The 21,963-nt window shown below is 65.0% G+C and carries 23 protein-coding genes; 12 read left to right on the forward strand and 11 right to left on the reverse strand.

Annotation, left to right across the window (positions count from 1 at the left end; all coding sequences use genetic code 11):
• Positions 1–8: 8 nt before the first annotated feature.
• The 3 genes from hyi (at position 9) to QX073_RS11290 (ending at position 3,157) form a co-directional block, all read left to right on the forward strand.
• Positions 9–800: a hydroxypyruvate isomerase gene (gene hyi / locus QX073_RS11280; RefSeq protein WP_316225757.1), complete on the forward strand. Its 792-nt coding sequence runs from the start codon at positions 9–11 to the stop codon at positions 798–800.
• Between the two features lie 602 nt (positions 801–1,402).
• Positions 1,403–1,648, forward strand: a complete 246-nt coding sequence (locus QX073_RS11285; protein WP_316203077.1) for a hypothetical protein — start codon at positions 1,403–1,405, stop codon at positions 1,646–1,648.
• A gap of 322 nt (positions 1,649–1,970) precedes the next feature.
• A protein-coding gene (locus QX073_RS11290; protein ID WP_316225758.1) for an IS3 family transposase occupies positions 1,971–3,157 on the forward strand; the annotation gives its coding sequence in 2 pieces (ribosomal slippage) (positions 1,971–2,232 and positions 2,232–3,157; 1,188 coding nt in all).
• Positions 3,158–3,172: 15 nt separating this feature from the next.
• Here QX073_RS11290 and QX073_RS11295 read toward each other — a convergent pair.
• Positions 3,173–3,826 carry a hypothetical protein gene (locus tag QX073_RS11295; RefSeq protein ID WP_316225759.1) on the reverse strand — a complete coding sequence of 218 codons (654 nt, stop codon included), beginning with the start codon at positions 3,824–3,826 and terminating at the stop codon, positions 3,173–3,175.
• A gap of 221 nt (positions 3,827–4,047) precedes the next feature.
• Here QX073_RS11295 and arr point away from each other — a divergent pair, with 221 nt between their 5' ends.
• Positions 4,048–4,461, forward strand: a complete 414-nt coding sequence (gene arr, locus QX073_RS11300; RefSeq protein ID WP_316225793.1) for an NAD(+)--rifampin ADP-ribosyltransferase — start codon at positions 4,048–4,050, stop codon at positions 4,459–4,461.
• A 173-nt stretch (positions 4,462–4,634) separates the two neighbouring features.
• On the opposite strand, the gene QX073_RS11305 is transcribed toward arr, so the two are convergent.
• Positions 4,635–6,038 (reverse strand): ABC transporter substrate-binding protein, encoded by a 1,404-nt coding sequence (locus QX073_RS11305; RefSeq protein WP_316225760.1) that lies wholly within the window; start codon positions 6,036–6,038, stop codon positions 4,635–4,637.
• A gap of 347 nt (positions 6,039–6,385) precedes the next feature.
• Here QX073_RS11305 and QX073_RS11310 point away from each other — a divergent pair, with 347 nt between their 5' ends.
• Positions 6,386–6,649, forward strand: coding sequence for a hypothetical protein (locus QX073_RS11310; protein WP_315828442.1), 264 nt, complete (start codon positions 6,386–6,388; stop codon positions 6,647–6,649).
• A gap of 355 nt (positions 6,650–7,004) precedes the next feature.
• On the opposite strand, the gene QX073_RS11315 is transcribed toward QX073_RS11310, so the two are convergent.
• Entirely contained in the window at positions 7,005–7,511 is a 507-nt protein-coding gene (locus tag QX073_RS11315) for a hypothetical protein (RefSeq protein ID WP_316225761.1), read from the reverse strand.
• Positions 7,512–8,458: 947 nt separating this feature from the next.
• On the opposite strand from QX073_RS11315, the gene QX073_RS11320 reads away from it, so the two are divergent.
• A complete protein-coding gene (locus QX073_RS11320; RefSeq protein WP_315718467.1) occupies positions 8,459–8,848 on the forward strand; it encodes a DUF1236 domain-containing protein in 390 nt (129 codons plus the stop codon).
• Between the two features lie 52 nt (positions 8,849–8,900).
• On the opposite strand, the gene QX073_RS11325 is transcribed toward QX073_RS11320, so the two are convergent.
• The 3 genes from QX073_RS11325 to QX073_RS11335 form a co-directional block, all read right to left on the reverse strand.
• Complete coding sequence (locus tag QX073_RS11325) at positions 8,901–9,254, reverse strand: VanZ family protein (RefSeq protein WP_315718418.1); 354 nt, start codon at positions 9,252–9,254, stop codon at positions 8,901–8,903.
• A 130-nt stretch (positions 9,255–9,384) separates the two neighbouring features.
• Positions 9,385–9,984 carry a thiamine pyrophosphate-dependent enzyme gene (locus QX073_RS11330; RefSeq protein ID WP_316176097.1) on the reverse strand — a complete coding sequence of 200 codons (600 nt, stop codon included), beginning with the start codon at positions 9,982–9,984 and terminating at the stop codon, positions 9,385–9,387.
• The gene (locus tag QX073_RS11335; protein WP_316176098.1) at positions 9,981–10,532 is read right to left on the reverse strand and encodes a thiamine pyrophosphate-binding protein; all 552 of its coding nucleotides are present in this window, start codon (positions 10,530–10,532) and stop codon (positions 9,981–9,983) included. Before QX073_RS11335 ends, QX073_RS11330 begins: the two co-directional genes overlap by 4 nt.
• Positions 10,533–10,683: 151 nt before the next feature.
• On the opposite strand from QX073_RS11335, the gene QX073_RS11340 reads away from it, so the two are divergent.
• Together QX073_RS11340 and QX073_RS11345 are read left to right on the forward strand one after the other, a co-directional pair.
• The gene (locus tag QX073_RS11340) at positions 10,684–11,733 is read left to right on the forward strand and encodes a hydroxyacid dehydrogenase (RefSeq protein ID WP_315754545.1); all 1,050 of its coding nucleotides are present in this window, start codon (positions 10,684–10,686) and stop codon (positions 11,731–11,733) included.
• 431 nt (positions 11,734–12,164) lie between these two features.
• Positions 12,165–12,377, forward strand: a complete 213-nt coding sequence (locus QX073_RS11345) for a hypothetical protein (RefSeq protein ID WP_315754543.1) — start codon at positions 12,165–12,167, stop codon at positions 12,375–12,377.
• Positions 12,378–12,386: 9 nt separating this feature from the next.
• Here the strand turns inward: QX073_RS11345 and QX073_RS11350 are convergent, their stop codons facing one another.
• Together QX073_RS11350 and QX073_RS11355 are read right to left on the reverse strand one after the other, a co-directional pair.
• Positions 12,387–12,959, reverse strand: a complete 573-nt coding sequence (locus QX073_RS11350; RefSeq protein ID WP_315718423.1) for a GNAT family N-acetyltransferase — start codon at positions 12,957–12,959, stop codon at positions 12,387–12,389.
• Positions 12,960–12,967: 8 nt separating this feature from the next.
• Positions 12,968–15,325: an Orn/Lys/Arg decarboxylase N-terminal domain-containing protein gene (locus QX073_RS11355; protein ID WP_315754541.1), complete on the reverse strand. Its 2,358-nt coding sequence runs from the start codon at positions 15,323–15,325 to the stop codon at positions 12,968–12,970.
• A gap of 143 nt (positions 15,326–15,468) precedes the next feature.
• Between QX073_RS11355 and cobT the strand changes: the two genes are divergently transcribed.
• From cobT to QX073_RS11370, 3 genes are read left to right on the forward strand one after another with little or no spacing between them, the layout of a single operon-like run.
• Positions 15,469–16,524, forward strand: coding sequence for a nicotinate-nucleotide--dimethylbenzimidazole phosphoribosyltransferase (gene cobT / locus QX073_RS11360; RefSeq protein WP_316225794.1), 1,056 nt, complete (start codon positions 15,469–15,471; stop codon positions 16,522–16,524).
• Entirely contained in the window at positions 16,524–17,117 is a 594-nt protein-coding gene (locus tag QX073_RS11365; protein ID WP_316225762.1) for a histidine phosphatase family protein, read from the forward strand. Before cobT ends, QX073_RS11365 begins: the two co-directional genes overlap by 1 nt.
• Entirely contained in the window at positions 17,114–17,833 is a 720-nt protein-coding gene (locus tag QX073_RS11370) for an adenosylcobinamide-GDP ribazoletransferase (RefSeq protein ID WP_315718426.1), read from the forward strand. Before QX073_RS11365 ends, QX073_RS11370 begins: the two co-directional genes overlap by 4 nt.
• Here QX073_RS11370 and cobD read toward each other — a convergent pair.
• Entirely contained in the window at positions 17,830–18,861 is a 1,032-nt protein-coding gene (gene cobD, locus QX073_RS11375; RefSeq protein ID WP_316225763.1) for a threonine-phosphate decarboxylase CobD, read from the reverse strand. The genes QX073_RS11370 and cobD overlap by 4 nt on opposite strands.
• Positions 18,862–18,898: 37 nt before the next feature.
• Here cobD and cbiB point away from each other — a divergent pair, with 37 nt between their 5' ends.
• Positions 18,899–19,870, forward strand: coding sequence for an adenosylcobinamide-phosphate synthase CbiB (gene cbiB, locus QX073_RS11380; protein WP_316203073.1), 972 nt, complete (start codon positions 18,899–18,901; stop codon positions 19,868–19,870).
• Here the strand turns inward: cbiB and QX073_RS11385 are convergent.
• Positions 19,857–21,350, reverse strand: coding sequence for a cobyric acid synthase (locus tag QX073_RS11385; protein WP_316203072.1), 1,494 nt, complete (start codon positions 21,348–21,350; stop codon positions 19,857–19,859). The genes cbiB and QX073_RS11385 overlap by 14 nt on opposite strands.
• Before the next feature lie 4 nt (positions 21,351–21,354).
• Positions 21,355–21,963 carry a cob(I)yrinic acid a,c-diamide adenosyltransferase gene (cobO, locus tag QX073_RS11390; RefSeq protein ID WP_315718430.1) on the reverse strand — a complete coding sequence of 203 codons (609 nt, stop codon included), beginning with the start codon at positions 21,961–21,963 and terminating at the stop codon, positions 21,355–21,357.

A 21,963-nucleotide genomic window follows, 5' to 3' on the forward strand; every position in this document is an offset into this window, starting at 1 on the left:
CCCATGACATGCCGCGCTTTGCCGCCAACCTCACGATGCTGTTCAACGAGCTGCCGTTCCTCGACCGCTTCGCCGCCGCCAAGGCGGCCGGCTTCGGCGGCGTCGAATATCTGTTCCCGTATGATTTCGACAAGGCCGAGCTGCGCGAGCAGCTCGCGCGCCACGGGCTGACGCAGGTGCTGCACAATCTGCCCGCCGGCAATTGGGCCGCGGGCGAGCGCGGCATCGCCATCCTGCCGGATCGTGTCGATGAATTCCGCGACGGCGTTCGCCGCGCCATCGAGTATGCGAAGGCGCTGGATTGCCGCCAGCTCAACTGCCTCGTCGGCATTGCGCCCGACGATGCCGATCCGCGCGAGCTCAACCAGGTGCTGGTCCGCAACCTGCGCTTCGCCGCGACCGCGCTGAAGGCGCAGGGGATCAAGCTGCTGATCGAGCCGATCAACACGCTCGACATTCCCGGCTTTGTCCTCAACCGCACGGCACAAGCGCTTCAGCTGATCTCGGAGGTCGAGTCCGACAATCTGTTCGTCCAGTACGACATCTACCACATGCAGATCATGGAGGGCGATCTCGCCCGCACGATGCAGAAGCATCTCGCCCGCATCGCCCACATCCAGCTCGCCGACAATCCGGGCCGCCACGAGCCCGGCACCGGCGAGATCAACTACGCCTTCCTGTTCCGCCACCTCGATGCGATCGGCTATCACGGCTGGATCGGCTGCGAGTACAAGCCGCAGGCGACGACGGTGGACGGGCTGGGCTGGCTGACCGATCGCACGATCGTTCCCGTGAGCTGAGTTTTCGGCTCCCACGATTGCGCCACATGGCGCCGGTTGATTGCACGGTCACCGAAATGTGCTCCGCCGTCATTCCGGGGCAGCCGCGCAGCGGCTGAGCCCGGAGTCCATGCCCACGGATGGCAAATACAGGACGAGCTGAGGCCACACGCGGCTCGCGCCATCGTAGACCGTTGTGGTCGGATTCCCGGCTCGCGCTAACGCGCGCCCGCGATGCCGGTGGGGAGGCAAAGTGCGCTTTTGACGTTGGCCTGGTCGCTGCGCGATCTCGCGTTGCAGGTTCTCCCGCCGAGCATCGTGCGTTCCCTCTCCCCGTTCGTCACGGTGGCGCGACGAGCTTCGCTCGCGCTGAGAGGGCCGGGGAGCAGTCACACGGGACGTGTGTCGCAGATGGCCACAGACATTCGTACCGAGCCGGCGCGGCCGATCTCGATCGTTGCTACCCGATGGCTGTACCTAGGCAAGGGCTGCAACTTTTATGGAGGAGGCTGGTCCAGAGGGTCTCGTTCGATGAAGTCTCGCGGGACACAGAATGAGTGACCACTGTAGCGAGCTCCATCTGTGTCGACGATAGTCGTACCGAATCCAAGCCAGTAGTAGCCATGGCTGTCAATTTCATTGACCGCGCAGGATTGGCCGATAAAGCCGCGCATTTCCGCTTGCTCGCTGGCGGGAAGGTCATGCACCAGCCAATCAGGCAGGCCAAGCAGCCTGACACGGTCCCCAACCTGAATGTCGTTCGACACCTTGGCAAGCTCCCGACTGCGGCTCACTTTTTCTGGTTTCCGGTTTTCGTCCGTGTCGATGCCAGTTTCGAGGGCATCACTTATGATTTGGTCGCGTGGTAGGCCCGGGTGCACCGGATCATCTTCTTACCGAGTGGGCAGTCCAGTATGCTTGACCCTCGCGAGGTTGCGGCCACGCCATCGCTACGGACGAAGAAGTGCTTGGTCCTCCGCAAAAGACTCCAGAAGAGACCGAAATCGTTTTCGGATCTCGTCCGCCTGATAGAGATATTTGCGGCTGAATTCTAAGGACAGGACACCCCATTGCGCCCCAGTCGCGTCCGCAATCGTGCAGCCGGGGTTCTTGTTCGTGAGCTTATCGTGACCTGCCCCTAAGAATTTCCTCCAGAACGATTTAGAGTCCGGCCTGACGAAGGACGGACAGATGAAGCGAAAGCGGTTCACGGAAGAGCAGATCATCGCGGTTTTGAAGGAGCACGAGGCCGGTGCGAAGACGGCCGATCTGGCTCGGAAGCACGGGATTTCGGAAGCGACGTTCTACAATTGGAAGGCTAAATTCGGCGGCATGGACGTCTCCGAAGCCAAGCGGCTGAAGGCGCTCGAGGACGAGAATGCCAAGCTGAAGAAGCTGCTGGCCGAGCAGATGCTCGATGCGGCCGCGCTGCGGGAGCTGCTCTCAAAAAAATGGTAAGGCCTGCCGCCAAGCGCGCCGCGGCGGCGCACCTGCAGGCCAAGCTGGGCCTGTCGGAACGGCGGGCCTGTTCGATCGTCGGAGCGGACCGGACGATGGTCCGCTACCGGTCCCGCCGGCCCCCCGACACCGCGCTTCGGGGCCGCTTGCGCGAGCTCGCCAGCGAGCGGCGGCGCTTCGGCTATCGACGGCTGTTCATTCTGTTGCGGCGGGAGGGCGAGCCGTCCGGGATCAACCGCATCCATCGGCTTTACCGGGAGGAAGGGCTCGCGGTGCGCAAGCGCCGCAGCCGCCGCAAGGCCTGCGGCGTCCGCGTGCCAATCCTGGTCGATGCGAGGCCGAATGCGCGCTGGTCGCTGGACTTCGTGTCCGATCAGTTCGCAGGCGGGCGGCGCTTCCGCATCCTCAACATCGTCGACGACGTCACCAAGGAGTGCCTGGGCGCGATTGCCGACACTTCGCTCTCGGGGCGGCGGGTGGCGCGGGAGCTGACCTCGATCATCGCCCGGCGCGGCAAGCCGGGCTCGATCGTCTCGGACAACGGCACCGAGTTTACCAGCAACGCGATGCTGGCCTGGTGCAGGGACAACGCGATCGACTGGCACTTCATCGCACCGGGCAAGCCGATCCAGAACGCCTTCGTCGAGAGCTTCAACGGCCGGATGCGCGACGAGTTCTTGAATGAAACGCTGTTCTTCGGTCTCGATGATACCAGGCGCAGGCTCGCCGCCTGGGTTGCCGACTACAACAACGCGCGGCCGCATTCCTCGCTGAGATACCAGACCCCTGCGGCCTTTGCCGCCAACCTCACCGCAACGGGCGATCGGCTGCGCAACCCCGACCAGCTCCGCCAATCGCCCGTTGCTCCACCCGCGCCACTCGGCGTACAATCCACCCGGACTCTAAACGCTGCTGGATGAAACTTCGGTGGCAGCTCAATCGCAGGCAAATATCAGAGGGCCTTCAGTCGTGTCCTTGAAGTAGAGCTCTTGGTCGGCAGCCTCACATAGACGGTAACCGGATTCGACCGCCCGGAATACGCCCGGTCCCTCGTCGGCGCACCAGCGATTCCACTCAAGCTGTCGTGCGGACAAATCCAGCTCTTTCTGCCAGCCGTGGATCGTCGCGTTCAATTGATCTCCAAGTCCGCCGTAATAGGGAGGTTTCAGGAACTTGTTGGCGTTGTCCGCTGTCCTTGGCACCAGTCCAGGAAGCAGGACACGAATCTCGAAGATCGTATTCTTGGTCGGCTCGACATCTGGCCTGCTCAAATCGACCAGATAATTGCGTGGGATCTTGTAGATCTTGCTGCCAAACGCGATCGGAATTGGTGTGCTCTCGAGAGATGGATACTCTCGAAACAGTTCGTCATCAGATGGGTGTCTATTGACCATCTCTTCGACGGACTCGTGCTTCTCGAATAGCGGATCACGATCGGTTGCGTGACCAAAAGACGTGCAACCGAAGAAGGAGTATGCGATCAGCGCGGTCGTAAGGACCAAGCGGACAATCCGCCTCGTCGAGTCGGGAGTTTTTGCGCCGGGGGAGATGCTGGCTGCGCCATATTGCCTTTGTCCAACCTCAGCCATGGCCCCGGTCCACTTGTCGTATCTGGCAACCCTCGCTCCGGTTGCAGTATCTCGCTTGATCTACTGTAAGCACCGCAAGCGCTGAACTTTCGGTTAATAGAAAGGTCCCCGAGGATGCAAAAGCCTCGGCGACAATGACCTCACCTGACGAAACAGTTATTTGCATTCGACCGTCGCTCCGCGGCAGACGACGAGTGCTGGAAACCCATCCGAGGTCACTGATGTCATCTGTTGCGACCGTGTTTGCGCAATCGTTCTTCCACGGCACGCGCGCTGATTTGCGGCCGGGCGATCTGATCGCTGTCGGGTATTCGTCCAATTTCACCGACGCGGAGCCGCTGTCCTGGGTCTACTTCACGGCCACGCTGGATGCGGCAATCTGGGGCGCCGAGTTGGCTACCGGTGACGGACGGGGACGGATCTACGTCGTCGAGCCCACAGGTCCGTTCGTTGACGACCCGAACCTGACGGACAAGAAGTTCCCGGGAAATCCGACGCGGTCTCATCGATCCCGCGCGCCTCTGCGCGTCATTGCCGAGGTCGTTCATTGGCAGGGGCACGCGCCGGATGTGGTGAGGCAGATGAAGGAGGGCGTTGCGCGCGCAATGACCGAAGGGCCGGGCATCATCGACTGAGCGGCGCGGCAGCATCGCAAATGGCGTCGATCTGTTGCGCCTGATGGCTGATTGCGGACGCTGCGACGCGCTCGCCACGCCGGCTTCCTCCGTCCAGAACATCGAAAAAGTCTCTTGGCAAGGTGCATTCGAACTGGTGTCGACGCACGAAATCTCCTCCTCATGAGCCGAGCCTATCGCCGAGAGGCGAGGGTTGGACTTGGCGTCCATGATTGATCGGGGGCGCCGCTCGGCAGCGTCGCTCGCCTTTCGGCGACGGCATGGTTGAAGAGTTCGAGGACCAAGCCGAATGCCGCCAAGTCCTCTGGTTCGATGGCTCCATCGTCATAGCCCTTGAGCGTCTCGGCGATGATCCCGTCGACCTCTCGTTGCCAGCTCAGCAGATCGTGTTCCGAGCCGGCATTGCGCACCTCCGAAACCATCGCAAGAATGCGGTTGCGGCCGCTGGTGTCGTCCTCCAGTTCATCCCGGTTCAGATAGCGGCGCAGCCATTCGGCGGCCGAACCGATGCCGGAAAGTACGAGCAAGGCGAACCAGAAATAGTCGCTGTACTTGTCCAGAAAGGTTCGCTCCGTGCCGTTGATCACCGCCGCGGCGCCTCGATGTACGGAAGGCTCGGTTTCCTTCTCGGTATCGGGCTTCATGATGTGCGAAGCGCCGGCGAGGCCTTGCGTGATCGTGTCGCGGACCGCGAAAAGCTGCCGGTAGAAGGCCGCCGCCTTGGCTTCGGAAAGCTCCTTCTTGGCCAGGATCAGGTGATTGACGCTGATCGTGTCGACCTTGTCCTCCGGCCAGGCCGGTTTCGCGTTGAAGACGCTGGCTGGAATTTCCTCGGCCTCGTAGCGCGGATGCTTCAGGGCAATGGCCTCCGATGCTTCGATCGGAAGAAACGTCGGAGCTCCGCGGGCTCGGGAGGTCGCGGTGATGGCGTCCACCGTGATCCTGCTGTCGAGCGGACCGACGGCGAGATACGCATCGAGGGTGGGGTCTTGCGCAAGCTTCTCGATCTCGTCTGTCCCGAATTGAGCCGTGGCAACCTTATCGGGTTGCACGCCGGACCCCTCCAGAATGGCCTGGAGCACAGCGACGTTGGCTCCGGTCCTCCCGATGATGCCGACCTTGTGACCTGCCAGTTGGGCGATATCTCTGATCTTGCCGCCGGCCTTCTGCTTGGGCTCGCTGCCGCGTCGCCCGGAGGGCGACCACAGCACGACATAGTTCTTGCGCAGGACCGCCAGCGTTTGCGCGTCGGGCGGCATGCCGAGGTCACCGCGGCCGACCGCCAGATCGGTCTTGTCGGCGGCCAGCAGGGCCAGGGATTCAGCCGCTCCGCCGGTCGTGATCGGGGACAGCCGGACGGTCCTGCTTTCCTCACTGAACGCATCGGCCATCGCCTGGACTACCTTGTGGTCGTCACTCCCTGCCGGTCCGACGGCGATCCGGAGAGTCTCGGGCTGCAAGACGTAGAACAGGCCGGCCGCAGCGGCGCCAAAGGCGACAAATCCCAGAGCCAACACGATCAGCAGCCTTCGTTGACGGCGGTCGTGAGCACTCCTGACCACATCGGACGATGACATCAGCGGACCCCTTGAGAAAACGCGTGTCGGCTCCAAGCGCACTGGAACTTGGGCGAACCGGTGTCAACCCGGAATGTTCCGCCGCGGCCGGCGAGAGTTGATGAAAGCAAGCCTTGGTGGGTCGCTTGGGGTCAAAAGGGGCCCTGAGGCACTCCGGCGCCTACTTCCGATCGGGCCCGAGAGCGGACATTCTCAGCGCCACTCCGGAAGGTCCGGAAAGGGCCCAATTCCGGACATGCCAAGCCGTCTCATTTCTTCTTAGTTTTTTCGCGCATTCTTTATCTTGCGACGGCTAGGAAAGAGCCCGATGTAGCGAACTTATCGATAATGATGGCGGCAGGAACCGAATGACGGCCGACAATCCAGATGATCTGACTGAGGATGAACGAGCCTATCTTGCGGCAGCCGACGCCGCTGCAGGTTTGGCTGAGCACTGCAAAAAGCTACGAGAGAGAGGCGCTTTTGTTGATCGCGACCCTCTAAGTCAGATCATCAATTTCCTCATGACCGAGCTTTGGGATCGCTCATTTAGTCAGTCCGAGATCAGGGTTGCGTTCAATGCAGCCGTAAAGGACATGAACCGTTATGCAGCAGGGCAAGAACGCCGTTAGAGCCGAGACATCAAGTCGGCTTTGGGTCAAACGCGCCCTCCACGCGCCCGACCGCTTGCTTCCGATTCGACCCTAACAACGGACCTGCCCCGCAGACGGGAAGGTCCGACATGGTCCGAAGCAGACATGGCAGCTTCACGAGTGAGCCCGTAATATCGCCGACAAAACGCAAGCTGCCGTTGAGGCGTAGAGTCGTCAAAATCACCGGCGTGTTTACAGTCCTCTAGCAATTCAAGACGCGGCTCGGCTTCAGAGTCGGGGTTTGAATCCGAGAACTCTTGGGTGGCCTCGAGCCCGGCCACTGCGGGATCGCCTCGTCATGGTGACCCGGCGCAGCATCATCCGTGGGCATTGGCTACCGTGGCTGGCCGCGTCCACCTTCCACATCGGTGGTGCAGGGCCGATACAGCGCTTGAAGTTGCCGGCCGCGGAGGTAGATCGCGCGCGCGGTCATGCCGCCGTGCCGCGTAATCCATTGCCTGACCGCGGGTGGGTAACGATCATAGAGCATCTGCGTGGCTTCAGGGTTGGGAATAGCCTTCCCATCGGGCCCAGGATTGTCGGCGACCCTGAAGCCGAATACGGCTCTTGGGGTCACGCAGATGCTGTCGCGGGGAATGTACGCCAGCACGAGCGTGCAGGCGCCGGCGCAGATCCCGTCGATGATGACGGACGCGCCGAAGTCGCGTAAAACTTTGAACCTGTCGATGTAGTTTCCGATCCGTCCGCCCTGATCAAAAACAATGCGCACGGCAGCATGACTCGGTTGCATGCTCCCAAGCATGAACGCCGCGACCAGCGTCACCCTCACCAGCCTCATCTGTCCATCATCCGATCGACCGAACTCCATCGCCTTGCGCAATAACGGCTGCCGGTTCCGCTTTGGTCAAGAGCTGTCTGCCGACCATTCCACGATTTGCTTCGATGTGGCCTCCAGCGCAGACATCGCCGCCATCGACCGGGAAGGTCGTGATGGGCCAGAAGCGATCCGAAGAACAAGGGTTGCGCGCTCGTCGGGCAAATCAGTCCGGGCACTTTGTGCGCACGTGGTTGAAACGCGCGCCGCCAGGGCTACGACACGCCGCATCGGACGAATCGAATTCGTCCACTAAATCAAGCTGATCTCGCGCACATCGCTGCGAAGCCAAGAAATCGCTTTCCATTTTTCAGAAATCGTGCATGATGCACCCATCCTGTCTCGCCGAGAGGGGCGTTGCGCGCGATCGTCACGACACGTGGGGCAGGGATGCGGTGGCCGTGAGGTGTCGCAGCATGCGCTTACGCGCAAGTGGACGAACGACGCAGCACGGACGCGAAGTCGTGTGGTCCTGGCCTCCCGGTGCCGAGGTCAAGCGCGCGACGAGGGCTCATGCCCTCGCGCGGGCGACGGGGTCAATCAGCCGGTCCCCGAGGAGAGCGCGAAAGAAGCGTTAAGACTGCCGCGCAGGGAATGCCGGTTGATCGGCTGAACCTGTGGTACCTGCCGCCTGCATTCTTTCAGCAGGCGGGCCATGGGTGAGGCCTTCACCCGGCATTCCCTGCGCCCTCTCGATTCATCGGAGGGCCGTCGATCGTGGGACTCGGGCGTGATCCGCCGCGAGAGTGCGAACCTGCGCGCGGTTGTTTGAAACGTGGATAGCAACTGAGCAATCTCTCCATCATCTCCGACGATGGTGAAGAGTTCGAGGTTTGGTTCCCTTGGCATGATGGTTCCCTTGGCATGATGAAGTTTCGGCCATTTGGAACCGGAACTGCAGGCGATCCCTTGGTGTTGAACGGCATCTCGAAAGCACTGGAGGAGAGACAATGATGAGAACCCGTCTTGCCGTTTCGCTGATCGCCACCTCGCTGCTGGCGTCGACCGCTGCGTTCGCCCAGTCCACGACCGTCGAAGGTGCCGCCAATGGTGCTGCGGCCGGCGGCGCCGTTGCCGGTCCGGTCGGCGCCATGGTTGGTGGCACGGTCGGCGCCGCCGTCGGTGCGGGCCTGGAGATTCCGAACGCGGTCATCAACTCGATCGAGGCCGAGCGCGCGCCGTCGGTGGTCGTCCATGAGCGTGTCGTGGTCGGCGAGCCGCTGCCCGCCACCGTCGAACTGCGTCCGGTACCGCGCTACACCGAGTATCGCTACGCCGTCGTGAACGATCGCCGCGTGATCGTCGATCCGCGCACGCGCCGCGTCATCAAGATCATCGAGTGATCTGACATTCTGACAGGCAGGGGCCTCGTCGCATCAGCGGCGGGGCCTCTTGTCATGCGGTTTGCGTGCGGATCTGTCGGATGAGCCAGTCGATGGCCGCGGACAGGCCGAATCCGATGCAGGCGGTCGCGGCGTCGACGACGAAGTCTTCCAGCCGTGCGTGACGCCCTGGCGCCAGGAACTGCGCGAGTTCGAGTGCACCGATCAGGATCACCGCAATCCCGGTGGTCAGCAGCCGATGACTGCGATAGGCGAGGCCGAACGCAAGGCCGATCAGGATGAAGGCGAGGGCGTGTTCGCCGTCCTGTCCAAGCTGCGAATGGGGCCTATAGCTGGGCGGGCCCAGCGTTGCGAAGGCAACAGCTGCGGCGAGCAGCCAGGCCGAGAGGCGGATCGCGATCTTCATGGACGCTGCTTAGCACGTTCCGGGCCACGAACCGGGGTCACGGTCGCTTGAGGCACCGGTTTAGTTAACGTGGCTCGGAAGCCGGAACATGGCCTTCTCATCGTACCGCGAACAGCTTTCGTCCGGCGCCTCAGATCGGCTGCCGGACTCCCAGACCCTGCATGAAGCGCTCGCGGATCTGTGCCGGATCGCGCCTGGTGGCGCCCACACCGGGCTTGTCGTCGATCTTCGCCGCAATCAGCACCGGACCGGGCGCCTCGAACGCAACATCGATCAAGCGTTCGAAATCCTCTTCGTCTACAGCCCAATGGCTGGCGCCAATGCCGCAGCCGGCGGCAATGGCGACAATGTCGGCCTGCCGGGCCGAGGTCGGCTGGCTGCCGGTGATCTGGTAGATGCCGTTGTCCATGACGATGATGGCCAAATTTTTCGGCGCCAGCGTCGCAATCGTGGTCAGGCAGCCGAGCTGCATCAGCAGCGAGCCGTCGCCCTCGAGCGCGAACACCCGGCGCTGCGGCTGCGCCAGGGCGACGCCGAGCGCGATCGGGCAGGCAAGCCCCATGCTGCCGAGCATGTAGAAATTCTGCGGCCGCGGGCCCGCCGCCCACAGATCGAAATTGGTGTTGCCGATGCCGCCGATGACAGCTTCCTCGTGCTTGAGTTTCGCGACCAGCCGGCAGGTGAGGTCGGTGCGGTTCATGACCTTGGTGTTGCTGATGGTCGCGCTCATGCGAACACCTTTCCGCCGGACAGCAGCGGCGACAGGATGAGCGCCACCGGCGCCTGCGTCGCCACCGCCTGCTTGATCGAGCGGTCCATGATGAATTCGAGCTCGTCGAGCCGCGTCATGGTGTGGTGCTCCATGGCCAGCGCATCGAGCACCGGGCGCATGGTCCGGCACACCAGCGACTGGCCGTAGTTGAATTCGCCGAGCGTGCCACGCTCGGACACGATCATGATCAGCGGGATCTGGCAGGGCACGACCAGCGAGGCCAGCACGTTGGGCAAGGTCGCGAAGCCCGATGTCTGCATCAGGAGCGCGCCGCGCCGCCCGCCCATCCAGGCGCCTGCGAGAATGCCGACCGCTTCCTCCTCGCGCGCCGTCGCAAAGGTCGTGAAGAACGGATCGTCGTGCAGGTTCTGGATCAGCGGCGTCAGGACGCGGTCGGGAACGTAGGGGATGAGGTCGACGGCGTTGCGCTTGAACGTCTGCAGCACGATCTCGTGCCAATTCGGCACAGTGCTTGCGGATCGCGCCGCATCGGCATCGGCGGCCATTGCTGTTCCTCCGGTCGTCCCTGATGGGGGGCGCTGTTTGGCGCTGAGCTTGACGGCACCGGAACGATTGTCAACATGCCGGCCCGGCCGGTCAGGCGTCCGCCTTTCAAGTCCGACATCAAGAACCAAGACACCAGGAGGTCGCCTGTTCATGGCCGCGAATTCCAAGCGCGTCTTCTACGTCAAATATCTGGCCCACCCGATCTTCAGCGAGCTGCTCGCCGCACGCCCCGACGTCCGGCTCGACCGGCTGGAGAACGAGAGCTCCGAGGCCGAGACGGCGCCGATCCTCGCGGCGGCTCACGCCTACCAGATCGGGGCGGCCCGCGACGAGCTCGCGCCGCGCTTCCATGTCGATGCAGACCTGCTGCGCCGCGCCCCAAACCTCCTCGTCGTGTCGAGCAACGGGGCTGGATACGACCCGGTCGACGTCGACGCCTGCACCGGGGCCGGCGTCCTCGTCGTGAACCAGTCCGGCGGCAACGCGCATTCGGTGGCCGAGCACACGCTCGGCATGATGCTGACCCTGTCGAAGCGCATCATCCAGTCCGACCGCCGGCTGCGGCGGGCGCGCGACGTCAACCGCAACGATCTGATCGGCAACGAGGTGCAGGGGCGGACGATCGGGATCGTCGGGCTTGGCCATGTCGGCCGCCGGGTTGCCGAGCTGTGCCGCGGCCTCCTCGGCATGGCGGTGCTGGCCTATGACCCGTATCTCTCGCCGGAGGAGATCGCGGCACGCGGCGCGGAGAAGGTGGAACTCGATGACCTGATGCGGCGCTCTGATTTCGTCTCGATCAACTGCCCGCTCACCAAGGAGAGCCGGGGCATGATCGGCGCCCGCGAGTTCGCACTGATGCAGCCACACGCCTATTTCGTCACCACCGCCCGCGGCTTCATCCATGACGAGGAGGCGCTGTTCGCCGCCCTCAGCGAAAAGCGCATCGCCGGCGCCGGCCTCGACGTCTGGGCCAAGGAGCCGCCGCCGCCGGACCATCCGCTGCTCCAGTTCGACAACGTGCTAGCGAGTCCCCATACGGCCGGCGTGACTCGCGAGGCGCGGCAGAACATGGGCCGGATCGCCGCCGAGCAACTGCTCGCCGCGCTCGACGGCGGGCGGCCGCCGCGCCTCATCAACCCCGAGGCCTGGCCGCGCTACAGCGCCCGTTTCCGCGAGGCATTCGGAGTGACACCCGCCTAGCCGGGAGAGGGGAATTGCGAGGAGAAGATTTCATGCGTCGCAAGCCGCGAGGTGGCGACAAATCTTCTCTCCCGGGCGGCTTCCGCGAAGCGGACATTGCTATTTTCCGAGCTGTCTCGACAGCACGATGGAGGCTGATCATTTTTCCTGTGGCGCCATGAGCTTAGGCCACGTTTTTCGCTCGGCGCGGAAGGGAAGTTGGTCCGATGCGCAGGCTGAACGCGATCCTGAAGTCGACCCACGGCCGCGTCCGTCGCGCCGTCTCGCAGTTCGTCGCAATCGCCGCGGCGAGCCTGCCTTCGGTCGGCGCCTGAGCGCCGGTTCCACGAGCTGCGTCAAATATTTGCATCGACCGCTTGATATCGGTCAACAGCGAGCTGGGAAGCGCGGTAACATCACCTCCGAGCACTCCGTGAGAGACGGGAGGTTGCATGTCGCGCTATGTCATCCATTTCATGAAGGACGTGCTGGGCGAGAACGGCCGCCAGTGCGAGATTTGCCAGAGCACGCTGGAGGTTGAGGCCGAGAGCGAAGGCGAAGCCGCAGAGATCGCAAAGTCCCGGTTCTGCGAACAGCAGGAGCTGCGCGACTGGTCGCTGCATGCCGACCGCATCGAGGTGAAGGCGGCCGACTTTCCCTCCTGACCCTGCGGCTCAGCGGCGCAGCCCAGCCGGTGCGTCGCTGGCCCCGGGGCCCAGCGAGCGCTGCACCATCACGGTGTCGCACCAGCGGCCGTAACGGTAGGCGACGCCCGGAAGCAGCCCCACCCTGGCGAACCCGAAGCGCTCATGAATGCCGAGCGAGGCGACGTTGTCGGCGTCGATATAGCCGATCATCTGGCGATATCCGGCCGCTGCGGAAGCATCGATCAGCGCCTGCATCAGCAGCCGGCCGACACCACGGCCGAGATGCTCATGGTGGACATAGATCGAATGCTTGACCGCGAACCGATAGGCTGGCCGCTTCCTGAACAGGACGACATAGGCATAGCCCACGACCTCGCCGCGGAATGTCGCGACCAGATGTGGCAGCCGATGATTGCGCAGATTCTTGCGCCGCTGCTTGAGATCGTCCGGCTCGGGCGCCCCGGAACCGGCGGCGCTGTCCTCGACCCCGCGGCGGACGTGCCGCCGGTAGATCGAGAGCATGGCCTCGACATCTTCGTCGCGTGACGGCCTGACGAGGACCGTCGGCTCGGTCTCGCGAGCCGTGATCGCGCTGTCCATGGTTCGAATTACTCTGCGCAGACATAGGTATGGAGCCGGATCCGGCCGGACTCGTCGAGCTCCTTGTACAGCCCCTGGATCTCGACGTCGAAACCGGGGTAGGCGTTGAACGCCCGCTCGAACATCTTGAGGTAATCGATCATCGGCTGGGCGCGTTCGGACAGCCGTTCGCCCGGAACGATGGTGGCGATGCCCGGCGGATAGACCACGAACGGCGTCGTCGCGATGCGCCCGGCGATCTGGTCGATCGGCAGGTAGTCGACCTCGTTTCGCATCAACGCACGCGCCGCCTCGCGCGGCGACATCGCGATCTCGGGCAAGTGCTGCGGCTGGAACTGCTTCGCCTGCAGCGCGCTCACCTCGGCCTCGCGGTAGAAGCGGTGCATCTCGGCGCAGAGGTCGCGCAGCCGCAGCATGCCGTAACGCGCAAAGCGCTTGCGGGTGAACTCCGGAATGGCGTCCTCCAGCAGCACGTTGTCGTCGTGGAGCCGCTTGAAGGCGACCAGACCGCTGATCAGGGTTCCGGCCTTGCTCGCCTCGACCCCCGGCGTCAGCAGGAAGAGCAACGAGTTGAGGTCGTTCTTCTCCGCCACGATGCGGTTCTCGCGCAGATATTGCGCGACGATCGGAGCCGGGATGCCGTGATCGGCATAGCCGCCGGTGGTGCGATCGAAGCCGGGGGTGAGCAGGGTCAGCTTGTTGGGGTCGGTCATGGTGAAGCCAGCGGCGAGATCCGGAAAGCCGTGCCATGCCGCCCCGGGCGCGAGCTGCCACAGCGCGGCATCGGTCGAGAGCTGGTCGGTCGAGAGCGCCTCCCAGGCCACGTCGTGGCTAGCCCCGGGATTGGCCGCATCGGGAATCGATACGCGATCCGGAACGAATGGCTCGAAGAACCAGCGCCGCGCCGGATCCTTCTCCTTCTCCTCGAATTCGCGGCGCATCGCCCGGATCTTCTTGCGCAACTCGATGCCGAGCCGGATCGTGTCGTCCCACAGCACCTCACCGGAGCGGCCCTTCATCATCTGTGCGCCGACGTCCAGCGAGGCGAACAGCGGATAGAACGGCGATGTCGAGGCGTGCTGCATGAAGCTTTCGTTGAAGCGGCGATGCTCGATCCGCCGCCGCTGCCCCTTGATGTGGCGGTCCTTGACGTGGATCTGCGATGCCTGGGAGAAGCTCGCGAGCTGCTTGTGGGTCGATTGCGTGGCGATGATGCCGGGAGCGTCGGGCCCGAGATCGCCGAGGCCCATGGCGAAGCGGCCGGCGTAGAGCGGGTGGAATTTCATGAAGCCCGCCCAGGCCTCGTCGAACATGATGTAGTCGCAGAGGTGCCCGATCCGCTTCAGGATCATCTCGGCGCTGTGGATCGTGCCGTCATAGGTGCACTGCTCGACCACCGCGACGCGGAACGGGCGCGGCTTGCGCCAGGCGTCAGGATCCTTGACTAGCGGGTTGTCGCGGATCTGTTGCCGGAGGTGCTCCTCATCGAGCAGATCCCAGCGCATCGGGCCGATCAGGCCCCAGGGGTTGCGAACCGTTGGGACGTAGATCGGAACTCCGCCGGAGATCAGCAGCGCGCCGTGATGGGCGGCCTTGTGGTTGTTGCGGTCGAACAGCACGAGGTCGCCGTCGGTGACCAGGGCCCCGAGCACGACCTTGTTGGAGGTCGAGGTACCGTTGAGGACGAAATAGGTCTTCTCGGCGCCAAAGATCTGCGCCGCTTCCTTCTGCGCGCGCAGCGCCGGCCCCTCATGGGTCAGGAGATCGCCGAGATCGAGCACGGAATTGTCGAGGTCGTCGCGGAACACGGCCTCGCCGAGATGCTCGACGAACACCCGGCCGATCGGGCTGCGACTGTAGAACACGCCGCCATTGTGGCCGGGGCAGGTCCAGAGCTGGTTGCCTTCCTCGGCGTAGTCGACCAGCGCGCCGAAGAATGGCGTCTTCAGTGTCTCGGCATATTGCTTCAGCCGGCTGACCAGGTTCTTGGCGATGAAGGCGGGCGTCTCCTCCGACAGGAAGACATAGCCGTCGATGAAGTCGAGCACCTCGACCGGCAGATCCTCGAACCGCTTGCGGCGGATCAGGAGGATGATCGGGAAGTCCAGTCCGCGACGGCGCATCAGGTTGATCAGCGACGCCGTCTTGCCTTCCAGGCCCTTCTTGCCCCAATCGACGACCATGCAGCCGATCGCGGCATCCGTCTGCACGGCGATCTCGGCGTCCTCCAGCTTGCGGGCGCGCACCACCTCGAAGCCCGAGCGCTGGATCTCCTCGATGATCTGGTTGAAGCGGACGCCCGCAAGGTCGTCGGTCTCGAAGACGGGCGCGGCGAACAGGAAGGTGAAACGGCGGAAGTATTCCATGAGAGTCTTTCGGGCTGCGTCGGCAGCCACCTGTCGTCACGTTCGATGACGGTTCGATGACAATAGGGCGCCTCACGGAGCTTGTCTCGGCCGCCTCGCAGTGGCAATCGTCCTGAACCCGAGTGATGCTGAAAGGATCCGTGGTGCTTCCCGAATGGATCAGCCTTGATTGTGTGGCCCCGTCCGAGCTCCATCGGCAGGCGGCGCTGGAACGCCAGGCCCAGTTGACCAAGCCGATTGGCGCCCTTGGGCGATTGGAGCAGGTGGCGGTCGAGCTGGCGGCGCTGCAGGCGTTGGAGCGGCCGGGGGCCGATCGGGTCCCGGTGGTGCTGTTCGCGGGGGATCATGGCATCGCGGCGCGGGGCGTGTCGGCGTATCCGCCGGAAGTGACGGTGCAGATGCTGCACAACTTCGCGGCCGGTGGCGCGGCGATCTCGGTGCTGGTGCGCAGCCTGGGCTGTCCGCTCGAGGTGGTCGATGTCGGTACGCTGGCGGATGAGCCGGTGCCCGGTGTCGTCGTCGACAAGCCGCGGCGCGGCACGCGCGACTTCAGCACCGGGGCGGCGCTGACGCCGGAGGAGGTCGCGTTCGCGGCCGACGCCGGACGGCGCGCGGTGGCGCGGCAGGCCGATCACGCGCCGCAGCTCGTGATCTTCGGCGAGATGGGGATCGGCAACACGACGTCGGCGGCAGCGATCGCCGCTGCGATGCTGTCATGCGCGCCCGCGGACATCGTCGGCAGCGGCACCGGGCTCGACGCCGACGGACGGGCGAGGAAGGCTGCGGTGATTGCCGATGCGTTGGGGCGACACGGGCTCACGGGGGGAGCGGCCGTCGCGGACGTCCTGGCTGCCGTCGGCGGCTTCGAGATCATTGCGATGGCCGGCGCGATCGTCGCCGCCGCGCAGCGGCGCTGGCCGGTGCTGGTCGACGGCTTCATCGTCTCGGTCGCGGCGCTGGTCGCCGTCCGCCTCAATCCCTCCTGCCGTCCGTGGCTGCTGTTCTCGCATCGCTCGGCCGAGCGCGGCCACGCCATCGTGCTCGACGCGCTCGGTGCCCGTCCGCTGATCGACCTCGATCTGCGGCTTGGCGAGGCCTCGGGCGCCGCCACTGCGCTGCCGATCATCCGGTTGGCCTGCGCGCTCCACGGGGGCATGGCCACCTTTGCGGAGGCCGCCGTCTCGGGAGCCAAGTCCTGATGCGGATCGATCTGCTGCGGCACGGGACGACAGGACGGGACGGCCATCTCGACGGCCGCACCGACCCGCCGCTCAGCGAGCCCGGCTGGGATCAATTCCGGCGGCAGACGCAGAGCCGGATCTGGCGCAGCGTCGTCAGCTCGCCGTTGGCGCGCGCACGTGCGGCAGCGGAGGATTATGCCCGGCTGACCGGCTGCGCGCTGGACATCGACGCGGATTGGAGCGAGCTCGATTTCGGCCTCTGGGACGGGCGGACGCATCGCGACATCGCCGCGGAGCCCGGAGGCGAAGCCTTGCTCGACACCTTCCATGCCGATGCTGAGGTCCGGGCGCCGGGCGGTGAGAGCTGGTCCGATTTGCAGGCGCGGGTGGCGCGCGCAACACATCGTATCCTTGCCCGGCCCGAGCCTGCGCCGGTTCTGGTGGTGGCGCATGGCGGCGCCATGCGCGCAGCGCTCTCGCATCTGCTCGGCTGGCCGCTGCGCCAGCTGTGGAGCCTGCGCATCCGGCCCGGCACGCGGATCACGCTCGAAGCCGGGCAGGGCGGTGATGGTGTATCTTGGGGCGAAATAGTCGAGATCATCCAGCCATGAGTCTGCGTGAATTCTGGATCGCATTGCAGTTCCTGACACGGCTGCCGACACCGCGGGTCGCTGAGTCGCGACCGGACGATCTTGCACGGGCGTCGGTCTGGTTTCCGGCAGCCGGACTGGTGATTGGCGCCTGTCTGGCGCTGGTCGGCCGCCTTTTTCATGATGCCGATCCCTGGATCGTCGCGCTGACCGTGCTGGTCGCCTGGATCGGGATCACCGGCGCGCTGCATCTCGATGGGCTCGGCGACGTCGCCGACGCGTTCGGCGCCTCGCATGGCAAGCCGGAACGCTTCATCGCCGTGCTGGGCGATCCCCATGCCGGCAGCTTTGCCGTCGTCGCGATCAGCTTGCAGATCGCCGCCAAGCTGGTGCTGATCGCCGAGCTGGCGACGGGCCCGACGGCCTGGGCGCTGGTGCTGATCCCGGCCTGGGCACGCTGGGGGACTTTGATCTGCAATAAGACCCTGCTGTCGTTGAAGCCAGGGCTGGGGGCGAGCATCTCGAACAGCGTCGGCTGGAACGTCATCGTCGCCTGGGGCGGCGCGCTCGCGATCGGCGCGCTGGCCGGTGCGGTGCCGACGCTGATCGCGATCGCTCTGGTTCCGGGAATCGCGCTCTATTGGCAATGGCGGCTCGGCGGCATCACCGGCGATTGCCATGGCGCCAGCATCGAGGTCACGGAAACGCTGCTGCTTGCCGCCTGCGTTCTCGGCTAGGACGCGCTGCCGAGCGCCTGCGCTAGCCGCTGCCAGCCTGTCTCATGGCCCGGCAGGCCGAAGCGCAGCCAGCTTGTTTGAGCCGGAAAACGCCGGACATGGATGCCATGGCGGGCGAGCCGGTCGGCAATGTCAGGCGCGCTCGGCGATGTGATCAGTCTGAACAGCGGCGTGCCGCCGAGGACCGCGCAGCCGGCCATGCTCAGAAGATCGTCAATGCGCGAACAATCCTTCGCGAGACGGGCGCGTGTCTGGTGCAACCAGTTTTCATCCGCCAACGCCGTCGTTCCGATCGCGAGCGCCGGTCCGGACACGGCCCAAGGCCCGAGCGCATCACGGAGTTGCCGTACAATGTCGACGGAGCCGATCGCGAAACCGAGGCGGACGCCGGCAAGGCCGTAAACCTTGCCGAACGAGCGCAGCACGATCGTCGCCGGCGGCAAGTCGGCTGCCAGGCTGGCATCGGCGGGATAAAGATCGATGAATGCTTCGTCGACGATCAGCAGACCATCGCGCCGGCGCAGCCCCGCTGCGATGCTGACCAGTGCGTCGCGCGGCAGCAGGCGGCCGGTCGGATTGTTGGGATTCACGACCACGGCGACATCGGCGCCAGCGAGCGCATCGAGATCATCGACCAGACTGACGCGATGACCGCAACGGCGCCAGCACAGCGCATGCTCCTCATAGGTCGGCGCGAGCACGGCGACGGTCGCGGGTGGGCGCAGTCTGGGCAGGATCTGCAAGAGCGCCTGCGTGCCGGGCGCGGCAACGATCATGTCGGGCTCTGCCACGCCATGGCGAGCCGCGGCCGCTGCGCGTAAAGCGTCATTCTCGTATTTGCCAGGCAGACGCGCCCAGCTCTCAGCCGGGATCGCCGGCACGGGATAGGGGATCGGGTTGATTCCAGTCGACAGATCGATCCACGGCTGTGGCGCATCCGGATAGCGACGGCTGATCGCAGCGAGATCGCCGCCGTGAAGGATCGCTTCCGGCTCGTCCGCGCGCATGCTAGTCGCTCTGTCGTCCATCTCTTTCCTTTACATGTCTTTCCTTCAGCGGAGATCGATGTTCGTCTCTCTCGCGCTCACGGCGCTCCTCGTCGAGGCGGCGGTCGGTTATCCCCAGGTCCTGGTGCAGCGGATCGGTCATCCCGTGATGTGGGTGGGCGCGCTGATAGCATGGGGGGACCGCCGCTGGAACAGGGCAGCAGACGGCTTTGCCGCACGACGTGCGCGCGGCATTGCGCTCGTGTGCCTGCTCGTCGCGGGGATGATAGCCACCGGTCTCGCCGCAACATGGGTCATGCAGGCGCTCGTCGGCGAACCGGTCGCAACCATCATCCTTGGTGTGGCGGCAAGCAGCCTGCTGGCCCAGCGCAGTCTCGACACGCATGTCGCCGCGGTTGCAGAGGGACTGGGGCAGGAGGGGCTCGAGGGCGGCCGCCGAGCCGTCTCGATGATCGTCGGCCGCGATCCCGAGCGGCTGGATGAGGCCGGCGTCGCGCGGGCCGCGATCGAGAGCCTGGCAGAAAACTTCTCCGATGGCGTCGTCGCACCCGTGTTCTGGCTCGTCGTCGGCGGGCTGCCGGGCATCCTGATCTACAAGGCTCTCAACACCGCCGACAGCATGATCGGTCATCTCTCGGACCGTCACCGCGCGTTCGGCTGGGCGGCGGCGCGGCTCGACGATCTCGTCAACCTGCCGGCCTCGCGCCTGTCCGCGCTGTGGATCGCAGCCGCCGCGGCCTGCATCCCGAGCGCCTCGGCTTCGGCCGCGGTGCGAGCCGTTGCACGCGATGCGTCGAAGCACCGTTCGCCCAACGCCGGCTGGCCCGAAGCGGCGATGGCCGGTGCGCTCGGACTGCGCTTGGCGGGGCCGCGGGTCTATCACGGTCATCTCGTCACCGATGCCTGGATGGGCGACGGGCGCGCCGATCTCGACGCGTCCGACATCCGGCAGGCCTTGCGGCTGTATCGGCTGGCCTGTCTGGTTCAGGCCCTGGTCGTCGCAGGACTCGTCCTGGTCAGGATCCTGTAGCCGCCACGGGCGGCGCGGGCTTGCTCGCCAATGCCAGGATACGGTCAACGTCGACGTAGCGCTCGAGATGCGCCGCGAGTGCATCCAACGTCGTGTCCACATCGATCTCATAGGAGAGGCCGCTGGTCGTCGCGCCGAGGCCGCGCAGCCAATGGCTGCGCAGGCCGTCGTCGGCGAACAGGCCATGCACGTAGCAGCCGGCTACCAGGCCATCAGGCGCGATGGCGCCATCGCGCCGGCCATCGGAGAAGGTCAGGAAGGGGCGCTGTGTCGCCCGTCCCTCCGTGCGGCCGATGTGCATCTCGTAGCCGCGGAACGAGAGCTTATCGTGCGTCAGCGTGCCCTGGACCTCGCGTAACGCCTTGTCATCGGTCAGGGTCGTTTCGACGTCGAGCAGGCCAAGTCCCGCGACGGAACCAGCTGCACCCTCGTGCCCATCGGGATCGCTGATCACGCGCCCCAGCATCTGATAGCCGCCGCAGATGCCGAGCACGCGACCGCCGCGGCGCAGATGCGCGGCCAGATCGATGTCCCAGCCGGCGCCGCGCAGGGCGGCGAGATCGGCGATCGTCGCCTTCGAGCCCGGCAGGATCACCATCGATGCGTCGCCGGGGATCGGCGTGCCAGGCTGCAAGAACTGCAGATCGATTCCATCTTCCAGCCGCAACGGATCGAACTCGTCGAAATTGGAGATGCGCGGGTAGGCGAGGATGACGACCTTCGGTCGCTGTCCTCCCGATGATCCCCGTTCAGCCAGGCCAAGCGCGTCCTCCGCCGGCAGGCGGCGCGCATCCGGAAAATGTGGAATGAGCCCGAGCGACGTCCACCCCGTCCGCTGCGCGATCTCGTTCATGCCCGATGCAAACAAGGCGGGGTCGCCGCGGAACTTGTTGACGAGGAAACCCGCCACGCGTGCGGCATCGTCGGGCGCGATCACCGTCTTGGTGCCGACCACGCTCGCAATCACGCCGCCCCGATCGATGTCGCCGATCAGCACCACCGGAATCTGCGTCGCCTGCGCGAAACCCATGTTGGCGATGTCGCCGCCGCGCAGGTTGATCTCGGAGGCGGAGCCTGCGCCTTCGACCAGCACGATGTCGGCATCCGCCGCGAGTTGATGGAAGCTGTCGAGCACGGCCGCCATCAGTTGCGGCTTCATCGCCTGATAGGCGGACGCCTTGGCGGTGCCGATGACGCGGCCTTGCACCACGACCTGCGACCCGATCTCGCTTTGTGGCTTCAGCAGCACCGGGTTCATGTGCACCGTCATCGGCCGCCGCGCCGCGCGCGCCTGCAGCGCCTGGGCACGGCCGATCTCGCCGCCATCAGCGGTGACGGCGGCGTTGTTCGACATGTTCTGCGGCTTGAACGGCGCCACCTTGAGGCCGCGCAATGTCAGCGCGCGCGCGAGCCCCGCGACGATCAGCGATTTGCCGACGTCGGAGCCGGTGCCCTGGAACATGATGGCCCGCGCGCTCATGAGCTCAGTACTCGATGCCTTCCTGCGCCCTCACGCCGGCCGCGAAATGATGCTTCACGAGGTTCATCTCGGTGACGAGATCGGCGGCCTCGATCAGCTCCGGCTTGGCGTTGCGCCCGGTGACGACGACGTGCAGATCGGGACGGCGCCCTGCGAGCGTGGCGACGACGTCTGCGATATCAAGGTGATCGTAGCGCAGCGCGATGTTGAGCTCATCGAGGACCAAGAGCCGGATCGACGGATCCGCCATCAGCTCCTTAGCCTTCGCCCAGGCGCGCTCGGCCGCGGCGACGTCGCGCGCACGATCCTGCGTCTCCCACGTAAAGCCTTCCCCGAGCGTGTGCCACGACACCTGATCGCCGAACTTCTCGATCGCCTTGCGCTCGCCGGTTTCCCACGCGCCTTTGCCGAACTGCACGACGCCGATGCGAAAGCCGCGGCCGAGTGCGCGCAGCATCAGGCCCCACGCCGCCGTCGATTTTCCCTTGCCCTTGCCGGTGTGAACGATCAGCAGGCCCTTCTCCACGGTTTTGGAGGCGACCTCGGCATCCTGCACCGCCTTGCGGTTCTCCATCTTCGCCTTGTGGCGTGAATCGTCGGCGCTTCCGGTCAT

It is taken from the genome of Bradyrhizobium sp. SZCCHNS3052, from assembly GCF_032484495.1.
Taxonomy (GTDB): domain Bacteria; phylum Pseudomonadota; class Alphaproteobacteria; order Rhizobiales; family Xanthobacteraceae; genus Bradyrhizobium.

Bases quoted from the DNA above. Each gene is read 5' to 3' on its own strand.
- hyi (WP_316225757.1), top strand. From the start codon at position 9: ATGCCGCGCTTTGCCGCCAACCTCACGATGCTGTTCAACGAGCTGCCG.
- QX073_RS11285 (WP_316203077.1), top strand. From the start codon at position 1,403: ATGGCTGTCAATTTCATTGACCGCGCAGGATTGGCCGATAAAGCCGCG.
- QX073_RS11295 (WP_316225759.1), bottom strand. From the start codon at position 3,826: ATGGCTGAGGTTGGACAAAGGCAATATGGCGCAGCCAGCATCTCCCCC.
- arr (WP_316225793.1), top strand. From the start codon at position 4,048: ATGTCATCTGTTGCGACCGTGTTTGCGCAATCGTTCTTCCACGGCACG.
- QX073_RS11305 (WP_316225760.1), bottom strand. From the start codon at position 6,038: ATGTCATCGTCCGATGTGGTCAGGAGTGCTCACGACCGCCGTCAACGA.
- QX073_RS11310 (WP_315828442.1), top strand. From the start codon at position 6,386: ATGACGGCCGACAATCCAGATGATCTGACTGAGGATGAACGAGCCTAT.
- QX073_RS11320 (WP_315718467.1), top strand. From the start codon at position 8,459: ATGAGAACCCGTCTTGCCGTTTCGCTGATCGCCACCTCGCTGCTGGCG.
- QX073_RS11325 (WP_315718418.1), bottom strand. From the start codon at position 9,254: ATGAAGATCGCGATCCGCCTCTCGGCCTGGCTGCTCGCCGCAGCTGTT.
- QX073_RS11330 (WP_316176097.1), bottom strand. From the start codon at position 9,984: ATGAGCGCGACCATCAGCAACACCAAGGTCATGAACCGCACCGACCTC.
- QX073_RS11335 (WP_316176098.1), bottom strand. From the start codon at position 10,532: ATGGCCGCCGATGCCGATGCGGCGCGATCCGCAAGCACTGTGCCGAAT.
- QX073_RS11340 (WP_315754545.1), top strand. From the start codon at position 10,684: ATGGCCGCGAATTCCAAGCGCGTCTTCTACGTCAAATATCTGGCCCAC.
- QX073_RS11345 (WP_315754543.1), top strand. From the start codon at position 12,165: ATGTCGCGCTATGTCATCCATTTCATGAAGGACGTGCTGGGCGAGAAC.
- QX073_RS11350 (WP_315718423.1), bottom strand. From the start codon at position 12,959: ATGGACAGCGCGATCACGGCTCGCGAGACCGAGCCGACGGTCCTCGTC.
- QX073_RS11355 (WP_315754541.1), bottom strand. From the start codon at position 15,325: ATGGAATACTTCCGCCGTTTCACCTTCCTGTTCGCCGCGCCCGTCTTC.
- QX073_RS11365 (WP_316225762.1), top strand. From the start codon at position 16,524: ATGCGGATCGATCTGCTGCGGCACGGGACGACAGGACGGGACGGCCAT.
- QX073_RS11370 (WP_315718426.1), top strand. From the start codon at position 17,114: ATGAGTCTGCGTGAATTCTGGATCGCATTGCAGTTCCTGACACGGCTG.
- cobD (WP_316225763.1), bottom strand. From the start codon at position 18,861: ATGGACGACAGAGCGACTAGCATGCGCGCGGACGAGCCGGAAGCGATC.
- cbiB (WP_316203073.1), top strand. From the start codon at position 18,899: ATGTTCGTCTCTCTCGCGCTCACGGCGCTCCTCGTCGAGGCGGCGGTC.
- QX073_RS11385 (WP_316203072.1), bottom strand. From the start codon at position 21,350: ATGAGCGCGCGGGCCATCATGTTCCAGGGCACCGGCTCCGACGTCGGC.
- cobO (WP_315718430.1), bottom strand. From the start codon at position 21,963: ATGACCGGAAGCGCCGACGATTCACGCCACAAGGCGAAGATGGAGAAC.